Annotated in this window: 16 protein-coding genes, 1 pseudogene and 1 riboswitch; of the genes and pseudogenes, 14 read left to right on the top strand and 3 right to left on the bottom strand. The window is 59.3% G+C overall.

The window, feature by feature from the left end; translation table 11 throughout:
- Positions 1-76: 76 nt before the first annotated feature.
- Positions 77-880: a hypothetical protein gene (locus GOV89_RS11550; RefSeq protein ID WP_217352155.1), complete on the bottom strand. Its 804-nt coding sequence runs from the start codon at positions 878-880 to the stop codon at positions 77-79.
- A gap of 672 nt (positions 881-1552) precedes the next feature.
- Here GOV89_RS11550 and GOV89_RS11545 point away from each other — a divergent pair.
- A complete protein-coding gene (locus GOV89_RS11545; RefSeq protein ID WP_171238274.1) occupies positions 1553-3409 on the top strand; it encodes an SLC13 family permease in 1857 nt (618 codons plus the stop codon).
- An 80-nt stretch (positions 3410-3489) separates the two neighbouring features.
- Here GOV89_RS11545 and GOV89_RS11540 read toward each other — a convergent pair.
- Positions 3490-4467 (bottom strand): annotated as a pseudogene (locus GOV89_RS11540) (NAD(P)-dependent oxidoreductase); the annotation flags it as partial.
- A gap of 125 nt (positions 4468-4592) precedes the next feature.
- A riboswitch (cobalamin riboswitch) is annotated at positions 4593-4810 on the top strand.
- Between the two features lie 84 nt (positions 4811-4894).
- On the opposite strand from GOV89_RS11540, the gene GOV89_RS11535 reads away from it, so the two are divergent.
- From GOV89_RS11535 to cobJ, 7 genes are read left to right on the top strand one after another with little or no spacing between them, the layout of a single operon-like run.
- Entirely contained in the window at positions 4895-5278 is a 384-nt protein-coding gene (locus GOV89_RS11535; protein WP_171238262.1) for a DUF1636 domain-containing protein, read from the top strand.
- A gap of 1 nt (position 5279) precedes the next feature.
- A complete protein-coding gene (gene cobW / locus GOV89_RS11530; RefSeq protein WP_171238261.1) occupies positions 5280-6335 on the top strand; it encodes a cobalamin biosynthesis protein CobW in 1056 nt (351 codons plus the stop codon).
- Positions 6336-6338: 3 nt separating this feature from the next.
- Complete coding sequence (cobN, locus tag GOV89_RS11525; protein WP_171238260.1) at positions 6339-9632, top strand: cobaltochelatase subunit CobN; 3294 nt, start codon at positions 6339-6341, stop codon at positions 9630-9632.
- The gene (locus GOV89_RS11520; RefSeq protein WP_171238259.1) at positions 9629-10750 is read left to right on the top strand and encodes a cobalamin biosynthesis protein CobG; all 1122 of its coding nucleotides are present in this window, start codon (positions 9629-9631) and stop codon (positions 10748-10750) included. Before cobN ends, GOV89_RS11520 begins: the two co-directional genes overlap by 4 nt.
- On the top strand, positions 10750-11379 hold the full coding sequence (locus GOV89_RS11515) for a precorrin-8X methylmutase (RefSeq protein ID WP_171177486.1): 630 nt from the start codon (positions 10750-10752) through the stop codon (positions 11377-11379). Before GOV89_RS11520 ends, GOV89_RS11515 begins: the two co-directional genes overlap by 1 nt.
- A complete protein-coding gene (locus GOV89_RS11510; protein ID WP_171238258.1) occupies positions 11376-12104 on the top strand; it encodes a precorrin-2 C(20)-methyltransferase in 729 nt (242 codons plus the stop codon). The genes GOV89_RS11515 and GOV89_RS11510 overlap by 4 nt, the downstream gene beginning before the upstream one ends.
- Positions 12101-12865 carry a precorrin-3B C(17)-methyltransferase gene (gene cobJ, locus GOV89_RS11505; RefSeq protein ID WP_171177490.1) on the top strand — a complete coding sequence of 255 codons (765 nt, stop codon included), beginning with the start codon at positions 12101-12103 and terminating at the stop codon, positions 12863-12865. The genes GOV89_RS11510 and cobJ overlap by 4 nt, the downstream gene beginning before the upstream one ends.
- On the opposite strand, the gene GOV89_RS11500 is transcribed toward cobJ, so the two are convergent.
- On the bottom strand, positions 12856-13602 hold the full coding sequence (locus tag GOV89_RS11500; RefSeq protein WP_171177492.1) for a cobalt-precorrin-6A reductase: 747 nt from the start codon (positions 13600-13602) through the stop codon (positions 12856-12858). The two genes, cobJ and GOV89_RS11500, sit on opposite strands and share 10 nt — an antisense overlap.
- On the opposite strand from GOV89_RS11500, the gene cbiE reads away from it, so the two are divergent.
- From cbiE to cobF, 6 genes are read left to right on the top strand one after another with little or no spacing between them, the layout of a single operon-like run.
- Positions 13601-14800: a precorrin-6y C5,15-methyltransferase (decarboxylating) subunit CbiE gene (cbiE, locus tag GOV89_RS11495; protein ID WP_171238257.1), complete on the top strand. Its 1200-nt coding sequence runs from the start codon at positions 13601-13603 to the stop codon at positions 14798-14800. The two genes, GOV89_RS11500 and cbiE, sit on opposite strands and share 2 nt — an antisense overlap.
- Positions 14797-15177, top strand: a complete 381-nt coding sequence (locus tag GOV89_RS11490) for a cobalamin biosynthesis protein (RefSeq protein WP_171177497.1) — start codon at positions 14797-14799, stop codon at positions 15175-15177. The genes cbiE and GOV89_RS11490 overlap by 4 nt, the downstream gene beginning before the upstream one ends.
- Positions 15174-15968 carry a precorrin-4 C(11)-methyltransferase gene (gene cobM, locus GOV89_RS11485; protein ID WP_171238256.1) on the top strand — a complete coding sequence of 265 codons (795 nt, stop codon included), beginning with the start codon at positions 15174-15176 and terminating at the stop codon, positions 15966-15968. Before GOV89_RS11490 ends, cobM begins: the two co-directional genes overlap by 4 nt.
- Positions 15955-17277 carry a cobyrinate a,c-diamide synthase gene (locus GOV89_RS11480; RefSeq protein ID WP_371810637.1) on the top strand — a complete coding sequence of 441 codons (1323 nt, stop codon included), beginning with the start codon at positions 15955-15957 and terminating at the stop codon, positions 17275-17277. The genes cobM and GOV89_RS11480 overlap by 14 nt, the downstream gene beginning before the upstream one ends.
- Positions 17274-18002 carry a uroporphyrinogen-III C-methyltransferase gene (gene cobA / locus GOV89_RS11475; protein ID WP_171177503.1) on the top strand — a complete coding sequence of 243 codons (729 nt, stop codon included), beginning with the start codon at positions 17274-17276 and terminating at the stop codon, positions 18000-18002. The genes GOV89_RS11480 and cobA overlap by 4 nt, the downstream gene beginning before the upstream one ends.
- Positions 17995-18738: a precorrin-6A synthase (deacetylating) gene (gene cobF / locus GOV89_RS11470; protein WP_171238254.1), complete on the top strand. Its 744-nt coding sequence runs from the start codon at positions 17995-17997 to the stop codon at positions 18736-18738. The genes cobA and cobF overlap by 8 nt, the downstream gene beginning before the upstream one ends.
- Positions 18739-18785: the final 47 nt, after the last annotated feature.

Here is an 18785-nt window from a genome sequence, read left to right as displayed (position 1 = left end):
CTCTGCAATCGCGCTCGCCGCACTCGTTATCTTTTGGCTATGAGTCCTGAGCCTAGACTTGAATTGCCGGGCCTGTCTAAATTTGAGAGCCCATTTCACGCATTGCTTCTATTATGGTGTTCGCACGAAGTTTTTTTTGACCATCAGGCTCCTTAACCTGGCTCGCCATCGTCCAAGCCTGTAGCAAGCGGTCCTCCAATTCTGGATCATGTATCTTTTTCAAGTGAGGATCTGAAAACAGGTCTGGATCATTGGCGGGAAGAAGCTGTTCCACATTGTCTTCTTTCAATTGCTCCCAAGCACCAATCCAACGTGCATCACGCCCCTGTTTGATTGCTTGTTCGGTCTTTTGGAGAAAGTTCTCAAGCACGCTTGGCGTTAGACCTCGATAACGCTCAGTATCTTTAAAATCCAAACCTTTTGTAAGCTCGATCAGTTTCGCTCTTTGCAGCTGAGAAATCGTATCTCCTGCTTCAGCGCAATTGAATCGCACCCATTTCTTAAAGTGTACCTCTCTCGGCCCGGCGCCGACATTAAGACGCTGCTCGGATGCCGCCGCGCCAAAGTCCGTGATTCCCAGCTCTTGCAAAAAACGTTTTGCGACTCCTTCACACTTCACTTCCCTAGTGTAAGGCAGCACTCTCACTTCGATTTCAGGAAACCTATTGAATGAGCCCCATAAGGGCAGTCTAGTAAATTGCAAAGACCGTCGATCTGCAAATTCGCGGAAACTATCAAAGCGTTGAAAGGCGGAAACCATTTGCGAATACGCCGAGTCTAATCCAGTGGCAGGGTGACGCAAAAAAAGAATACATGTTATTCTATAACCCAAATCCTCAAAATAGTTCTTAATTCGTTCCAAGCAAAGCGGTTCGCGCATAATCACAAACATTGTCTCTGAAGAAATTAGGAGATCTGGGAAGCCTGCGCCCGTTATCTCTGCGGTTAGGCTTTGAATTAACCCGGACAAATCTGTCCGCGCTGGCAATCCAGATATCGCACGCACAAGCTGGTGGTGTGCGCCATTCGTGTTCTGCCCTGCACTCGGAACGAACAGCCCGTGGTGATTAAACCAATCTCTATTGTCCAGAAGAAGTGTTTGAATTGACGTCGTTCCAGTCTTAGGCGCGCCAATATGCAGATAACAGTGCCGTGAGATGTCAAACTACCTTAACTATCAAGTCTTTGCCCGAGTTCGTGTTGTGAAAGCCTGACACCAACGTCACTTTGAAGTCAACTGGCACATATAGCACCTTCGGGTGGCGTTTATGATCGGGCTTTATAGAGAGCATTCCGGGCCATCCAGCCTGAAGCCGTTCGACCCTATAGCACATGTCAGAAGCTGAGATATCGGGTCTGGTAGCGTGTTGCCGCGCATTCGAAGAAGACAGTCATCGCCACCAAACACACCCAACCCAGTGCGAAATATTATGTCCCTCATTCGGTCTAAAACGAAATTTCATGACAACGCGAACGGAATGGACTAAGGACTAATGCAAGAGAAGCCAAAATATCTGGACGAATTGTGGAATACATAGCATTTACCTTCGAGATGGGGGTCGTTTGCGCCCTTCTCGCTTTCACTGTTTTCCTGTTTGTGTCCGAGATCGTCAGAATTGATCTTTCCGCAATATTGGTTTTGGTTCTTGTCGGCTTGCTAAGCTACGCGCCCGGCCTTGAGAATCTGGCGGATGTGCCGCGTCTGTTTGATGGATTCGCGTCAAACGCAGTTATCTCGATCATTGCGGTCATGATTGTTGGCGCTGGACTGGACAAAACTGGCATCATGAACAAGGTTGCGGCTGCTATTTTGAAATATGGCGGCAAGTCGGAAAACCGGGTTCTGCCGATCATATCCGGAACCGTTGGCGTCATTTCGTCTTTCATGCAGAACGTGGGCGCGGCCGCATTGTTTCTGCCGGTTGTCAGCCGGATATCCTCGCGATCTGGAATACCTCTGTCGCGCCTGCTTATGCCGATGGGGTTCTGTGCGATTCTGGGCGGCACGATGACGATGGTGGGGTCTTCACCGCTGATCTTGCTTAATGATCTGATCCAGACAGCAAATGACGGATTGCCGGTCTCTCAGAAAATGCAACCGTTCGGATTGTTCTCGGTAACGCCGATCGGTGCGGTATTGATCCTGACCGGCATCGGGTATTTTCTGTTGCTGGGGCGCTGGGTTCTTCCCGAAGCGGAAGGGGAAGACAACACTGGCACCGGTCAGGGCACACAGGAGTATTTGCAGAGGGTCTACGGGCTAAAGGCAGATGTATTCGAAGTTGTTGTGCCCGCGGAAAGCCCGCTGGTGGGAAAAATTCTTGCCGATATCAACCACGAGAGCCACCTGTACATCATTTCAACTTTCTATCGCGGTAAAACCTCGATGGTTCAGGTTCTGACCGCAGAAATCGCGGCCCCTTGTCGGCTGGCTATTGTCGGACGACGTTCTGAGGTTCAGGAATTTGCCACGAAATACGGTTTGACCGTTCTTCCTGATCTGGACATTTTTGTTGAAGAGTTCGCCCCCACCAATGCCGGCGTGGCCGAAGTGGTTATCACCCCGGACAGCAAACTGATCGGGAAATGCCCGCGTGAGCTTTTGTTCCGCAAGACTTATGGCATGTCGCTGCTTGCCATTCACCGAGGGGAAGAAACGCTCAGCCACGTTGAGACTGAAGATCACGAATCCACTCAGATAGGGCTTGAAAAGTTCCATGCCGGGGACATGCTTGTTGCGCATACCCGTTGGGACAACCTTATGCGGATCACGCGCGATCCCGATTTCGTTGTGGTGACAACCGATTTTCCACAGGATGAACTGAGGCCGCAGAAGGTCGGGTGGGCCCTTGCCTTTTTTGCCATTTCATTGTCCCTAATCCTGTTCACGGACGTGCGCCTTTCGCTGTGTCTTCTGACCGGGGCAGCCGGAATGATGTTGACCCGCGTGCTTAGCGTGGATGAGGCCTATCGTGCCGTTGGATGGAACACCGTCTTCCTGCTCGCCTGCCTCATACCTTTGGGACAGGCCGTGCAGAACACCGGCACAGCCGCATGGATCGCACAGCAAATCATGGTCATTCTTGACGGCTGGCCACTTTGGTCGCTTCAAGCAGGCATTGCCGTTCTGGCAACAGCGTTTTCATTGGTCATGTCGAACGTTGGCGCCACCGTTCTGCTCGTACCACTGGCCGTATCAATTGCCGTGGCTGCAGGAGGCAACCCAGCAGTCTTTGCACTCACAGTCGCCATATCAACCTCGAACAGCTTCATCATCCCGACCCATCAGGTCAACGCACTGATCATGGGTCCGGCCGGGTACAAGGTCATGGATTTCGTACGCTCGGGCGGCATTATGACTGCTTTGTTCCTGATCGTTTCGTTGGTGATGATCAACGTCCTGTACTAGCGTAGCAATCGGGGCCGGATTTATGGGCTGACCAACCCCGACTGCCAATGACACCTCACTGGAAAGCCCAGGCTGGACCTTTACGCCGGACCTCGCCCTTGCGGAACAACCTCGTACCCTGGCTCTTCCGGTTCATCATCTTCCATCTCCGGCGGGAAACCGGGGGCTGTGATGTCCAGGCCTGTCGCCTCTTCCAGTCGTTTGATGATATTCGGCGACAGCTCGCGATCCCCATACCGGGCAATGCCATCTTCAAAAATCTTGATCATGACCGGGTTCATTTCCAGAGGCACCCCGGCGCGGTCAGCGACCTCTTGAAACAGACCAATGTCCTTTTTCACCAAGTCCATAGTGAAAGAAATATCGCGCGATCCGTTCAGGATGACCTGACTTTCCGTTTCATGCACAAAGGACGTACCGGACGAGATTTTTATCGCCTCGTATGTTGTGTTCAGATCCATCCCGGCAGCCTTTGCCGTGACCAGCGCTTCGGCGCAGGTGATCAGGTTGGCCGTGGCCAGATAGTTGGTCATCACCTTCAGAACCGAGGCAGAGCCCAATTCACCAGTGTGCAAAACACGCCGCCCCATGGTGGTCAGAAACGGCAGAATTCGCTCAAAAGTCGCACGATCACATCCCGCGAAGATCGAGATATTGCCGGTGGCCGCCCGGTGGCACCCGCCCGAAACCGGGCAGTCCACTGCCGCGCCTCCGCGTTCGATCACCTCGGCCCCCAAACGCTTGACCTCGGCCTCATCGGTTGTCGACATCTCCATCCAGATTTTGCCGGGGCCCACTTCGGGCAGCATCTCTTGCATGACCGCATCTGATGCCGCAGGCGATGGCAAGCAGGTGATGACGGCATCGCAATCGCGCATCAACTGTGCCGGACCTTCGGCTGCCTTTGCGCCAAGGGCGACGAACTCGCCCACCAGATCCGCGTTCAGATCATGCACTATCAGATCAATCCCGTTTCGCAGCAAGGAACCCGAAAGCTTGCCGCCAACGTTTCCCAACCCGATGAATCCTACTTTCATATGTCGCCTCTCCCTGCTGGCTTGTACCCGTCATGCGATCACGGATTTATCTGACCATTCATGCCGCCCAACGACAACCACAGGTCGCTTTTCACACCCACACCCTGATGTTACGCGCAACGCGCTTGACAAGCGGGCCAGCGGTGCCGCATGACCCATTCGTTGGTGTCGGCAAGAGCCGATGAAAAGGGAATGCGTCAACGGATCTTCCGCCAAACGCAGCCGCCCCCGCGACCGTGACCGGAGAGGGTGCCCAATGCCACTGGCCAAGGCCGGGAAGGCGGGACATCCGACAGAGGACCCTGACGTACCAGGTCTCTGACATCCGCAAGCCGGGAGACCTGCCAGCACCCGAAGTTGAAACCGGGCGGGGTGTTCCGGTGTCGGGTCCATGTTGCGACACGTGGCCCGCTTGAAACCCCGTCCCCCGCGAAGAGGATTTGGGGGGATGAGAGACACGACTGAGACCACACCGGTCGAGCTTCTGGTCTGCACGACCTGCCGCCGCGGGCTGCCCGTCGAAAACGATGCGCAACGCCCCGGCACATTGCTGCACCAGGCCTTGGAACAAGCCGAATTGCCCGACGGCATCACCCTGAAACCTGTTGAATGCCTTTCGAACTGCGATCAGGGCTGTTCTATCGTGCTGCGCGGCGGTCCCGATCGCTGGACCTTCGTTTACGAGAACCTGAACGAAGTGGACCATGTCGATGTGATCATCGACGGCGCGACCAAGTATCTGGCTACCGAAGATGGCCTGGTGAAATGGCGCGAACGCCCTGAACATTTCCGCAAAAACTGCGCCTCGCGCATTCCCCCGATTGGAGCCTGACATGTCGAATCTCGAAAAACTTCCCGTCACCGTGATCACCGGCTTTCTGGGCTCGGGAAAAACAACGCTGGTCAAACACCTGATGCAGAACCCTCAGGGCAAACGTCTGGCCGTCGTCGTCAACGAGTTTGGCGATGTGGGCGTGGATGGCGATATCCTGAAATCCTGCGCCATCCCGGATTGCCCTGCGGAAAACATCATGGAGTTGGCAAACGGTTGCATCTGCTGCACCGTCGCGGATGACTTCATCCCGACCATCGAGGCGCTGATGGCGCTGGAACCGCGCCCCGAGCATATCCTGATCGAAACCTCTGGCCTCGCCCTGCCAAAACCGTTGTTGAAGGCGTTCGACTGGCCGGATATCCGCTCAAAGATCACTGTCGATGGCGTGATCGCTCTGGCCGATGCCGAGGCCGTCGCCGCCGGTCGCTTTGCCCCGAATGTCGAAGCTGTGGATGCCCAGCGCCTAGCTGATGACTCGATCGATCACGAAACGCCCCTGTCCGAAGTGTTCGAGGATCAGATCTCGTGCGCCGACATCATCCTGTTGACCAAGCCTGATCTTGCAGGACCCGAAGGTGTGGCCAAGGCCAAAGAGGTGATCGCCGCCGAAGCCCCACGCCCCCTGCCTGTTGTCGAAGTCGCCGAGGGCGTCGTGGATGTCCGCGTTGTACTGGGTCTGGAAGCCGCAGCCGAGGACGACATGGATGCGCGCCCGTCGCACCACGACGGTCACCACGATCATGAACATGACGATTTCGAAAGCATCATCGTCGAGTTGCCGGAACAAACCGACCCAGCCGATCTGGTCGCCAAGATCGAACGTCTGGCGTCAGAGCTGAACATCCTGCGTGTCAAAGGTTATGCCGCCGTTCAGGGCAAACCCATGCGCCTGCTGGTTCAGGCTGTGGGCGCACGTGTCCGTCACCAATATGACCGCCCATGGGGACCGGAGGAAGAGCGCCGTTCGCGTCTGGTCGTTATCGCCGAGCATGACGACATCAAAGAGGCCGAAATCCGCGGAATCCTTGCAGGCGTCACCGAGGCTGCCGAGTAAACCATGCACGTCGTCTTCCGCGAAAGCAACGGGCTCGAGGAAACCGAGACCCCAACCGATCTGGGCCAAAGCCCGGCGGATTTGGTTGTCTTGTCCTTCTCGGACAGCGACCTAGGCGCTTTCGCGGCGGGTTGGCATCGTGGCGGCGGGGCCGAGGGACGAATGCCAACACTTCGATTGGCCAATTTGACCGCCCTCAAACACCCTCTGTCCGTCGACACCTATGTCGAACAAACGTTGGACGGCGCCAAGGGCATTCTGATCCGCCTGATTGGCGGCGTGCCTTACTGGTCCTACGGCTTGCAACAGGTTCTGGCGCTGGCGCATGCTAAGGGCATCGCGCTTGCCGTTCTGCCCGCGGACGGGCGAGAGGATACGCGGCTGGATGACTATTCCACTCTGCCCGTTTCAACGCTGCGCCGTTTGGCCCATCTGTGTGACACCGGTGGTGAGGTCGCAGCGCAAGCCGCATTGGCCCAGATGGCCTTGGCAGCAGGGCTTTATGCCGGGCCGGTGATGGGCGCAAAGACCCTGCCTGAATGCGGCGCATGGTGCCCGGATCGTGGTGTAATCCCAACGGATACCGCGTTCGAAGGCGACGCAAAACGTATCGTCGTCACGTTTTACCGCGCATATCTGACGTCGGCCGACACTGCCCCAGTCGCAGCTCTGATCCGCAGTTTGCGTGCGCGCGGATTTGCGGCAGTGGGCCTGTTCGCACCTTCGCTCAAAGCGCCAACTGCTGCCGATTGGTTGCGCGAGACGCTTGAGGCGTTGACCCCCGCTGCCATCATCAACGCAACGTCCTTTTCGGGCAAAGGCGCGTCGGGCACGTCTCCGCTGGATGCCGCCAATGTGCCGGTGTTTCAGGTCGCTCTGGCCACCTCGCGCCGCAAAGCCTGGGCTGAGGCGGAACGCGGTCTCTCCCCTGCCGACCTTGCCATGCATGTTGTCTTGCCCGAGGTAGACGGGCGGATTTCGGCGGGCATCGCTTCATTCAAGGAACCGGGCAAACGCGATCCTCATCTGGAATACTCCCGCTTTGCCCACCGGGCCGAGGCCGAACGGATCGAAGCCATTATCGACCGGGTATCAGGCTGGCTGCGCCTGAACGACAAACCGAAGGCGGATCAGATCCCAGCGTTGGTGCTGTCGACCTATCCCGGCAAAGACTGGCAGATGGCCCATGCGGTGGGCTTGGACGCGCTGGCATCTGCCGAGGCGATGCTGTCCGATCTCCACAACGAAGGCTATGACACCACGCCAGAAGAGCCGATTGCTGAAACACTGTTGGACGCCCGCATTTCTTGGCCGCTGGAAGAATATTTGCACGCGCTGACCGATCTGCCCGAGCAATTGCAAGCCGACCTTCAAACGGTTTGGGGCAAATGCGAAGACGATCCGGCCTTTGCAGATGGCGCGTTACACTTCACAGCACTGCGCCGTGGTCAAGCTCTGGTCGCGTTGCAACCCGAACGCGGTACATCGGAACTGCGCGATGACGATTATCACGACCTGTCGCGCACGCCACGTCACAGCTATGTCGCCTTTTATCTGTGGTTGCGCAAAGGTCTTGGTGCTGACGCGCTGATCCATATCGGTGCGCATGGCACTCTGGAGTGGTTGCCGGGTAAGTCTGTGGCCCTGTCTGCCGATTGCTGGCCCGAAGCGCTGATCCGCGACCTGCCAGTGATCTACCCCTTTATCGTCAACGACCCCGGCGAAGCCGCGCAGGCCAAGCGTCGGATCGGAGCCGTCACGCTGGGCCATATCCCACCACCAATGAAGGAAAGCGGGACGCCGGACCGGATGGTGCGGTTGGAGTCGCTGCTGGATGAGTTCTCTAACGCAGACGGGTTAGACCCCAAGCGCCGCGACCGTTTGCAAGAAGATATCCGTGACGAAGCGCAGGCCATCGGGCTGGAAAACGATCTTGGCCTCGATCAAGCCACCTGCACATCCGAGGCGATCACCCGGATCGACCGCTTTGTCTGTGACATCAAGGAAAGCCAATTCGGCGACGGGCTACATATCTTTGGTCGCGTGCCCGAAGTGACAGGCAATTTCGACCCAACGGCTTCGGCCCATGCCGAACGAAGTGCTCTGATCGACGCGCTCGCGGGCAAACGGATCGAGGCTGGCCCATCCGGCTCTCCGTATCGTGGGCGGTCGGACGTGCTGCCGACAGGGCGGAACCTTTATACAACCGACCCACGCTCGGTCCCAACCCGCGCAGCATATGCGCAGGGCGTCAAACTGGCTGAAGAGCTTGTGCGCCGTCATCTGCAAGAAGAAGGCGATTACCCCAAAGGGCTGATTGTTGACCTGTGGGGCTCAGCCACCATGCGTACTGCGGGCGAAGAATTCGCCATGGCGCTGCATCTTCTGGGTGTAAAGCCTGTTTGGGACAAAGGTTCAGAGCGTGTATCTGGCATCGAGGTGCTTCCGATCACGGATCTCAGTCGCCCGCGACTGGACGTGACGTTGCGCGTGTCGGGCCTGTTCCGTGATGTGTTCCCGACTCTTTCGGCGCTGTACGGTCAGGCCGTTCGTGCGCTGTCTGCGCGCGACGAAGCGCCGGACTGGAACCCCTATGCAGGCCTGGCCCCTACGGCCCGCGTCTACGGCCCGGCGCCCGGCAGTTATGGCGTCAACATGACCCAATTGTCCGAAGTCTACACCGACGAAGCGCGCGTCCAGGCGGGCGAGGCTTGGCTGGAAGCCAGTTCTTTCGCGCTGGAAGGCGAACACATCGCACAGGACAAAGACGGTATCACCCAGCGCGTGGCCAATGCTGACAGCTTTGTTCACCTGCAGGATCTGACCGAGACCGATCTGCTGCTGGCCAACGACTACGCTACGCATGAGGCCGGATTTGCGGCAGCCAAGAAGGTCACCGGCGGCAGCGCGCAGCTTTACCATCTGGACAACACCAACCCCGAAAACCCGCGCGCCCGAACCCTGCCGGAAGAGATCAGCCGCGTCGTTCACGCTCGCGCCGCAAATCCCGGCTGGATCGCAGGGATGCAGCGGCATGGGTTCCGGGGCGCGGCTGAAATCGCGGCGACGCTGGATCACATGGCGTCCTTCGCGCATCTGTCCGGGACAGTCGCGCCGCACCTGTTCGACCTTTACCACGATGCCACATTGGGCAACGAAGAGGTGGACACTTTCCTGCAAGAGGCCAATCCCCTGGCCCATCAAGCGATGCAGGACCGGTTCCGCGCTTTGCTGGAGGCCGGGCTTTGGAACACTCGCCGAAACTCGATCCGGGCGGATCTGGAGGGCCTGACATGAGCGCTCCTATCGTTCAGGGTTGGTGCCCCGGCGCCCACCGCCCGATGATGTCCGGCGACGGATTGGTCGTGCGGGTCCGGCCCCGGCTGGCACGCCTGACGGCTGATCAGGCGCTGGGTCTGTGCGACCTTGCAGATCGGTTTGGCAACGGGTCGATCGATTTGACCAACCGCGCCAATCTGCAACTGCGCGGCGTGGAGGACTATGACCATCAGCCGCTGCTCAAGGAGCTTGCAGCGCTGAACCTTCTAGATGCAGAACCCGGCATCGAGGTGCGACGCAATATTCTGGTCACTCCGCTGTATCAGGCCGATGATTTGACTGCGCGCCTAACGCAGGAATTGATCGACCGGTTGGCGGAGCTGCCTGCCCTTCCCGCCAAGTTCGGCTTTGCCATCGACACCGGACCCGCGCGGCTTTTGAACGCGGATTCAGCAGATATTCGTCTGGAAACAAGCGTTGACGGCCTGATCCTGCGCGCCGATGGCTGCGAAACGGGGCGACCTGTGACCGAGGTCGATGCCATCGATCATGTCATCGCGTTGGCCAGTTGGTTTTCAAAGACATACACGTCCGAAACTCGCCGCATGGCGCGGGTCGTCGACGCGTTGCCGCGGGAATGGCAAGGACATGCGCCTGGTCCCGTTGGCTCAAAACTGCAACCTGGCCCGTGTGATCTGGGCGCGCTGTATGGCGCGGCTTTTGGATCGCTGCCCGCGCGCAAGCTTTATGATCTGATTGACGACAGCGGCGCATCTGCCCTGCGCGTCACGCCGTGGCGGCTGATCCTTCTGGAAGGCGGGGCGGCGATACCCGCAACAAAGTTTGTCACGGATGCCTCTGACCCGCTGATGACCACCGACGCCTGCCCCGGCGCACCGTTCTGCCCACAGGCGCAGGTGGAAACCCGCGACATCGCCCGCGCCCTGGCTGCGCGCGTACCCGGGCGCCTGCATGTCTCGGGCTGCGCCAAGGGTTGTGCCCGGATGGGACCTGCCGACATCACATTGGTGGGCGCAAACGGACGATTTGATCTTGTAAAACAAGGCCGCGCAGGGGATGAGCCCTGCCAGCGCGGGCTCGACCCCGAAACACTCATGACTATGGACTTCACCTGATGCCCTACACATACGAAACCGATGGCGCGGCGATCTACAAGGAAAGCTTTGCCACCATCCGGTCCGAGGCTGATCTGGCCCGTTTTGATGCCGATGAAGAGCAAGTCGCCGTCCGGATGATCCACGCTGCGGGTATGGTCGGGCTGGAAGAGTTCATTCATTTCTCGCCTGGTTTTGTGACGGATGCCCGCACGGCGTTGGAAAATGGCGCACCGATCCTGTGTGATGCGCGTATGGTCAGCGAAGGTGTGACCCGTTTCCGCCTGCCCGCCGATAACGAAGTGATTTGCACCCTGCATGACGAACGCGTGCGCCCTTTGGCCGCCGAGATGAGCAACACCCGCTCTGCTGCCGCGCTGGAACTGTGGCGTCCGCATCTGGACGGTGCATTGGTCGCCATCGGCAACGCGCCGACGGCCCTGTTCCACCTTCTGAACATGTTGGAAGACCCCGACTGCCCGCGCCCTGCCGCGATCATTGGCTGCCCCGTGGGCTTTGTCGGCGCAATGGAATCCAAGGATGCGCTGTGGGAGGCACAACCGGTGCCGTCCTGCATTGTCAAAGGTCGTCTGGGCGGCAGTGCCATCACCGTGGCCGCCGTCAACGCCATCGCAAGCCGGGCAGAATGAGCATGGGCACCATATACGGCGTGGGTCTTGGCCCCGGCGACCCGGATCTGATGAGCGTCCGGGCAGATCGTCTGTTGCGCAATGCCAAGCATGTGGCCTTTTTCCGCAAGCCGGGCCGCAGCGGTCAGGCCCGCAAGATCGTCAACGGCATGATCCCTGAAGGTGCGGTGGAATTTCCGATGGAATACCCCGTAACCACCGAGATCCCCGTCACGGACCCGCGTTACAATGAGTTGCTGGCCGCATTCTACGAGGATTGCACTGCCCATCTGAAAACACTGTCCGAACAGGGCGAAGACGTTGTGGTTCTGTGCGAGGGCGATCCGTTCTTCTATGGCTCTTTCATGCATCTTTACAACCGGTTGCGCAATGAAGCTCCGGTTGAGGTTGTGCCTGCAATCACCGGCATGTCCGGTGCGTGGACCGCGACAGGTGACCCGATCACATGGGGTGATGACGTGTTGACCGTGCTGGTTGGCACCTTGCCGGAAGACACTTTGGCCGAGCGTATGGCGCAAACTGATGCGCTCGTTGTGATGAAGATCGGGCGGAACATCGAGAAGGTGAAGCGGGCTTTGAAAACCTCAGGCCTCTATGACCGGGCGTGGATCGTCGAATACGCACAGATGCCGAACCAAACGGTGACAAAACTGTCGGAGGCATGCGAAAAGATCACCCCGTATTTCTCGATCATCGTGGTGCATGGTCAGGGACGGCGGCCATGAGCGGTTGGGTCAAGATTGCAGGGCTGGGGCCGGGCGACGAGGCATTGGTGACACCAGAAGTCACTGCGGCGCTGGCTGAGGCCACCGATGTGGTAGGTTACATCCCGTACGTCGCGCGTGTGACCGAACGCCCTGGCCTGACCTTGCACGCAAGCGACAACCGGGTCGAAATCGACCGCTCGCAACACGCATTGCAAATGGCTGCCGAGGGCAAAAAAGTTGTCGTCGTATCCTCAGGCGACCCCGGTGTGTTTGCCATGGCCGCAGCCGTCTTTGAGGCGCTGGAGAGCGGCCCGTCTGAATGGCGCGAACTTCAGATCGATGTACTGCCGGGCATCACCGCAATGTTGGCCGCATCTGCGCGGGCGGGTGCGCCCATGGGACATGATTTCTGTGCCATAAACCTCAGCGACAATCTGAAACCGTGGTCATTAATCGAAAAGCGTCTGCGTCTGGCGGCACAGGCCGATTTCTCGATGGCCTTCTACAATCCACGCTCAAAGTCTCGTCCGGAAGGCTTTGTAAAGACATTGGAAATCCTGCGTGACGAATGCGAGCCCGAGCGCCTGATTATGTTCGCTCGCGCGGTTTCGCGGTCAGACGAGGCGATCCGAATTTCGACGCTTGCCGAAGCCACGCCCGAGATGGCGGATATGCAGACAGTGGTCATTGTGGGTTCGTCCCGCACCCGCGTGATCGAGCGCAAAGGCACACCAATCGTCTACACCCCACGTTTTACCCCTGATAAGGATCAGGGATGAGACAGCCAGTCCAGAACCTGTGCGACAGTCGTAAGCTCGGTCCGTTGCGGCAGAACCGGGCGGTCGATCATCAACACGGGCAAGCCCAGCGCGCGCGCCGCATCCAGCTTGGCCCGCGCGCCGGTGCCTCCCGCGTTCTTGGAGACGACAAGCTGCGTCCCATGGCGCTGCATCAGCGCGCGATCGTCGGCTTCGGTAAAGGGCCCTCTGGCAACGACAACTTCGGCATTCGGCAGGGGCAAGCTGTCGGGGTCATCCACCAGACGCAGCAGATAATTGTGCTGGGGCTGGGCGGCAAAATCCTCAAGATGCATGCGGCCAACGGCCAGGAAAACCCGCTGTGCGTCCCCGGACAGTGCATCGACAGCCGCCGCGATATCAGGGACGTGATGCCAGTTATCGCCGGTCTGCGGCGTCCACGCCGCGCGGGTCAGCGCGGCCAGGGGCATCTGCGTTGCCCAACACGCCTCGATCGCGTTCCGGCTCATCTGGGCCGCAAACGGATGGGTTGCGTCCACGACATGAGTGATGGCGTTGTCGCGGATGAAATCCGCCAAACCTTCCGAGCCGCCGTAACCGCCAACACGGACTGGCAAAGGCTGCGGGCGTGGCGTTTCCACCCGTCCTGCGTAGGAATAGACAGCCGTAATTCGTTGTTCCACAAAGGTTTTAGCCAAGGCATTGGCCTCGGTCGTACCGCCCAGAAGCAACACATTGGGGATCAGGAGATTAGTCATGTCTGATGCTCCGTGGCTGACCGTTCTGGGATTGGGCGAAGATGGGCTTGATGGCCTGTCGCCAACAAGCCGTCAAGTGCTGGACCGGGCCGAAGTGATCATGGGGCCACCGCGCCACCTGTCGCTGGTGCCCGAAACCTGGGCGGAACGCATTGAATGGCCGGTGCCGTTTTCGGATGGCTTGCCGATCCTGCAAGGTTTGCGCGGGAAACAGACCGTTGTTCTGGCTTCGGGCGATCCGTTCTGGTTTGGCGCGGGCTCGGTCATTGCTCGCAATTTCGATGCCGGTGAATGGACCGCCCTGCCCGGCCAATCCACCTTTTCGCTGGCCGCTGCACGGCTCGGCTGGCCCTTGGAAAGTACTTTGACCTTTGGCCTGCACGCCGCGCCGCTGACCCGTTTGCGGCCCCATCTGGCCCCTGGTCTGCGCGCGATTCTGTTGCTGCGCGACGGAAAGGCTGTGGCGGAACTAGCAACATATTTGACTGAAACCGGTTTTGCAGATTCTTCTCTGCACGTTATGCAGGCTTTGGGCGGTCCGCGCGAAAGCTCCAAAACCGTCACTCTGACCGAGGCCCTTCTTGGCACGTTCGACCATCCCGTCTGCGTTGGCCTGGACGTCACTGGCTCAGGTCCGGCCCTGTCCAAAGCGTCTGGCAAACCCGATGACATCTTTGAAACCGACGGTCAAATCACCAAACGCCCCATCCGAGCGCTGACCCTTTCAGCGCTTGCCCCGCAACGGGGCGAACATCTGTGGGATATCGGCGGCGGCACGGGTTCAATAAGCATCGAATGGCTGATGTGTGATCCGACCCTTTCCGCAACGTGTTTCGAGCCCCGTGCTGACCGGGCCGAGCGTATCCGCCGAAATGCAGATACGTTGGGGCAGGATCGATTGAATGTAGTACACGGAACCGCACCAGAAGCGCTGTCCGATGTCGACCTGCCGGATGCCGTTTTCATCGGCGGAGGGTTGAGCGCCAATCTGCTGGCGTGGCTGCGCGATGCGCTTCCCAAAGACACACGTCTTGTCGCCAATGCGGTCACATTGGAAAGCGAGGCCCTGCTGGCACGTTGGCACGAAGACTTGGGCGGTGACCTGCTTCGGATAGAACTTGCACAATCAGCCCCGCTGGGACCAAGGCGCGGCTGGAAATCCGCCTATCCGGTGGTGCAGTGGAGCGTGACGCTATGATCGTTGCTGGCCTCGGTTTCTCCTCTTCTGCGACAGCCGACAGCTTGCGTGAAGCGTTTGACGCGGCGACTGCGAACCATGATGTGGCAGCCTTAGCGACTGTCGCCGACAAGGAAGGCCATTCAGCACTGACATCCTTTGCAGAAGAGGTGTCTCTGCCCGTGCATTTCGTTGCCGCAGCTGATCTGGCCGGGCAACGCACGCTCACTTGCTCGACCCGTAGCCGGGCCACCTATGGCACCGGAAGCGTGGCCGAAGCATCCGCATTGGCTGCCGCCGGAAAGCTTGTTGGCTCGGGCGCGCGGTTGCTCTCACCCAGACAGATTTCAGACGACCGGCTGGCGACCTGCGCCATAGCCATCGGAGGACAAACATGACCGTTCATTTCATCGGCGCCGGACCGGGCGCCGCCGACCTGTTGACACTGCGCGGGCGCGATATCATCGCATCCTGTCCTGTGTGCCTTTACGCTGGGTCTCTGGTGCCGGAAGAGATCCTGAGCCACTGCCCCGAGGGCGCAAAGATCATCAACACAGCGCCGATGGATCTGGATCAGATCATGGCCGAGATCGACGCGGCCCATAAAGCGGGTCAGGATGTGGCGCGCCTTCATTCCGGTGATCTGTCGGTCTGGTCGGCTATGGGTGAGCAAATCCGCCGCTTGAAAGAGATGGGCATCCCGGTCAGCGTCACACCGGGCGTGCCTTCGTTTGCCGCTGCCGCTGCTGCGCTGGGTACGGAACTGACGTTGCCGGGTCTGGCGCAATCCGTGGTGCTGACCCGAACACCGGGACGAGCATCCTCGATGCCCGAAGGCGAAACCTTGGAAAACTTCGCGCGCACAGGGGCGACGCTGGCTATTCACCTGTCGATCGGCAATCTGGACAAGGTCATCGCCGATCTGACACCGGCCTATGGGGCAGATTGCCCGGTAGCCGTAGTTTACCGCGCCAGCTGGCCGGATGAGCAGATCATTCGAGCCACGTTGGAAACACTCAAAGACTCGCTGGACGAGAAAATCTCACGCACTGCATTGATTATGGTCGGTCCGGCGCTGGCGGGCGAAGGCTTTGACGAAAGCTGCCTGTATTCAAAAGATTACGACCGCCGCTATCGCCCGCAAAGCGCAGAAAGTCCCTGGTCCAGCTGGAGCCATGGCGATGACTAACCCCCCCGGCGTTCTGATCTCGGCCCCGTCGTCGGGCACCGGCAAGACAACGGTGATGTTGGGCTTGTTGCGGGCTTTGGCCGAGGATGGTCTGACCGTTCAACCGTTCAAAAGCGGGCCGGATTACATTGATCCTGCGTTCCATCGGGCGGCAGCGGGACGAGCCTCGTTCAACCTAGACAGCTGGGCGATGGGCGAGCCCCTTCTGAGCGCGATTTCGGCGCAGGCCGAGGGCGCGGATATCGTTGTGGCCGAAGGTTCGATGGGGCTGTTCGACGGTGTCGCCAAACCCGGAGAGCTGGGCCACGGGTCAAGTGCGGAAACTGCTGCGCGGATGAGATGGCCGGTGGTGCTGGTTCTGGACGTCGGCGGTCAGGCGCAATCGGCGGCAGCGACGGCGTTGGGGTTCAAGATGTACAACCCCGATCTGCCCTTTGCCGGAGTGATCCTGAACCGCTGCGCCAGCCCCCGGCACGAGCGTTTGACACGACTGGGCATGGAACGCGCAGGATTACCGGTGCTGGGCGTGTTGCCGCGCCGAGGCGACCTGACCCTACCCGAACGGCATTTGGGTCTGATTCAGGCGGTTGAGCATCCGGATCTGGAAAGCGCAATCGTCGGCTATGCGGCGTTTCTGCGCGAACATGTTGATCTTGAGGCGATCAAACGGGCGGCTTCCTCAGGCCCCGGCGGGCCATCGTCAGCCGCGCTGCCGCGCCCTCCTGCTCAGCGGATTGCGCTGGCTCGGGATGCGGCCTTTTCGTTCACCTATCCGCACCTGTTGGAAGGTTGGCACGCGGCCGGGGCCGAAATCCTGCCTTTCTCGCCACTGGCCGATGAAGCCCCGGCGGCGGATGCCGATCTGGTTTGGCTGCCGGGTGGATACCCGGAACTGCACGCTGGAACATTGGCCGCTGCGAACACGTTTCTGACGGGTCTGCGCAAGCATGCTGTGTCGAAGCCCGTTCATGGGGAATGCGGGGGGTATATGGCGCTTGGGACAGCGCTGATGGACAAGGATGGAGCGCGGCATGAAATGGCAGGTTTGCTGGGACTGGTGACATCTTATCAAAAGCGTAAGTTCAACCTGGGCTACCGCAAGGCCGAGCTTCTTGCGCCCATGCCCGGTTTTGCTGAAGGCGCTGCACTGCGCGGGCACGAATTCCACTATTCTTCGATTGTGGAGCAACCTGATGCCCCGCTTGCGCGTGTGTTTGATGCAGAAGGCGCAGAAGGCCCGCAGACAGGCTCGGTGCGCGGCAATGTCACCGGCACGTTCTTTCACCTGATCGCAGAGGCCTCGGCATGAGCGGCTTTGTCTCTTTCATCGGTTCGGGCCCCGGAGACCCTGAACTGCTGACACTGAAGGCCGTGGACCGGATGCAGAAAGCGGATGCCGTGCTGTTTGATGACCTGAGCAGCGGGCCCATTCTGAGCCACGCGCGCGAGGATGCGGATCTTGTGGGGGTCGGCAAACGGGCTGGACGCCCCTCGCCCAAACAGGACCATGTCAGCCGGTTGTTGGTGGATTATGCCCAGACCGGCCAGCACGTTGTGCGGCTGAAGTCCGGCGATGGCGGGATGTTCGGGCGTCTGGAAGAAGAGCTTGTGGCCCTGCGTGAAGCAGGTATTGCCTATGAGATCATTCCTGGCATCCCCTCAGCCATTGCGGCGGCGGCTGCAGCCGGTATTCCGCTGACACGCCGTCTGACCGCACGGCGGGTACAGTTTGTCACCGGTCATGACGTCAGCGGCGAACTGCCGGACGATCTGAACCTGACTGCTTTGGCTGACCCTCAGGCCACCACCGTTGTGTTCATGGGCAAGCGCACCTTCCCGCTGCTGGTTCAAGCGTTGAATGCTCATGGCCTGCCACTGGACACTCCGGCGTTGATGGCTGAATCCGTGTCGACCCCGGATCAAAAGCTCCGGCGCGCTACCATCGGCGCGTTGGCGGATCAGTTGAAGTCCGAGATTGGCAAAGCTCCGGCGCTGATCCTGTATGGCCCACTGGCGGAGTTCGTAGATGATTGACCTAAGCCTGATCGGCATCGGCACGGGAAACCCCGATCATGTGACCTTTCAAGGGGCGAAGGCGATCCGGGCGGCGGACTTGATTCTGATTCCGCGAAAAGGGGAGAACAAAGCCGATCTGGCCGGGCTGCGCGAGGAAATCATTGCCGAAGTAACCGATACCGCGCCCCAGATCGCTTACTTCGATATCCCCAAACGCCGCGCTGACGATGGCTATTTGCGCGGAGTTGACGAATGGCACGATGCCATTGCCCTGCGCTGGCAAGAGGCTATGGATACCCACCCAACGGCACAACATGTGGCCTTGCTGATTTGGGGAGATCCGTCGCTTTATGACAGTTCGCTGCGCATCGCGTCGCGGCTGGACCCCAAACCCAACACGAAAGTGATCCCCGGCATTACTGCCTTGCAAGCGCTGACTGCGGCCCACGCGATCCCGATCAATGATCTGGGTGCGCCTTATGTCGTCACAACAGGCCGCCGCATTCGGGATGAAGGGTGGCCCGCAACCGGCTCAAAAGTAGCGGTTATGTTAGATGGAGAATGCTCGTTCCAATCCCTTGAGATGGCGGAATTCGACATCTGGTGGGGCGCGTATGTGGGTATGAAAGAAGAGCTGCTGATCAGCGGTCCGCTGGATCAGGTCGCGCAGCGGATTCTGGACACCCGAGCCAAAGCCCGCGCCGATCACGGCTGGATCATGGATATCTACCTGTTAAAGAAGCGCGCCGCATAAAAGCGCGAGCCGAACACGGGTTTGTGACTGCGCTACACGGCCAAGTC

This window comes from Ruegeria sp. HKCCA5763 (assembly GCF_013034545.1).
GTDB lineage: Bacteria > Pseudomonadota > Alphaproteobacteria > Rhodobacterales > Rhodobacteraceae > Ruegeria.
This window is presented reverse-complemented; position numbering and strand designations above follow the sequence as displayed.

Excerpts from the sequence above, each read along its gene's own strand:
- GOV89_RS11490 (WP_171177497.1), top strand. The coding sequence starts at position 14,797 with ATGATCGTTGCTGGCCTCGGTTTCTCCTCTTCTGCGACAGCCGACAGC.
- cobJ (WP_171177490.1), top strand. The coding sequence starts at position 12,101 with ATGAGCGGTTGGGTCAAGATTGCAGGGCTGGGGCCGGGCGACGAGGCA.
- GOV89_RS11515 (WP_171177486.1), top strand. The coding sequence starts at position 10,750 with ATGCCCTACACATACGAAACCGATGGCGCGGCGATCTACAAGGAAAGC.
- GOV89_RS11480 (WP_371810637.1), top strand. The coding sequence starts at position 15,955 with ATGGCGATGACTAACCCCCCCGGCGTTCTGATCTCGGCCCCGTCGTCG.
- GOV89_RS11550 (WP_217352155.1), bottom strand. The coding sequence starts at position 880 with ATGCGCGAACCGCTTTGCTTGGAACGAATTAAGAACTATTTTGAGGAT.
- GOV89_RS11510 (WP_171238258.1), top strand. The coding sequence starts at position 11,376 with ATGAGCATGGGCACCATATACGGCGTGGGTCTTGGCCCCGGCGACCCG.
- cobF (WP_171238254.1), top strand. The coding sequence starts at position 17,995 with ATGATTGACCTAAGCCTGATCGGCATCGGCACGGGAAACCCCGATCAT.
- GOV89_RS11535 (WP_171238262.1), top strand. The coding sequence starts at position 4,895 with ATGAGAGACACGACTGAGACCACACCGGTCGAGCTTCTGGTCTGCACG.
- cobA (WP_171177503.1), top strand. The coding sequence starts at position 17,274 with ATGAGCGGCTTTGTCTCTTTCATCGGTTCGGGCCCCGGAGACCCTGAA.
- cobN (WP_171238260.1), top strand. The coding sequence starts at position 6,339 with ATGCACGTCGTCTTCCGCGAAAGCAACGGGCTCGAGGAAACCGAGACC.
- GOV89_RS11520 (WP_171238259.1), top strand. The coding sequence starts at position 9,629 with ATGAGCGCTCCTATCGTTCAGGGTTGGTGCCCCGGCGCCCACCGCCCG.
- cbiE (WP_171238257.1), top strand. The coding sequence starts at position 13,601 with ATGTCTGATGCTCCGTGGCTGACCGTTCTGGGATTGGGCGAAGATGGG.
- GOV89_RS11500 (WP_171177492.1), bottom strand. The coding sequence starts at position 13,602 with ATGACTAATCTCCTGATCCCCAATGTGTTGCTTCTGGGCGGTACGACC.
- cobM (WP_171238256.1), top strand. The coding sequence starts at position 15,174 with ATGACCGTTCATTTCATCGGCGCCGGACCGGGCGCCGCCGACCTGTTG.
- cobW (WP_171238261.1), top strand. The coding sequence starts at position 5,280 with ATGTCGAATCTCGAAAAACTTCCCGTCACCGTGATCACCGGCTTTCTG.
- GOV89_RS11545 (WP_171238274.1), top strand. The coding sequence starts at position 1,553 with ATGGGGGTCGTTTGCGCCCTTCTCGCTTTCACTGTTTTCCTGTTTGTG.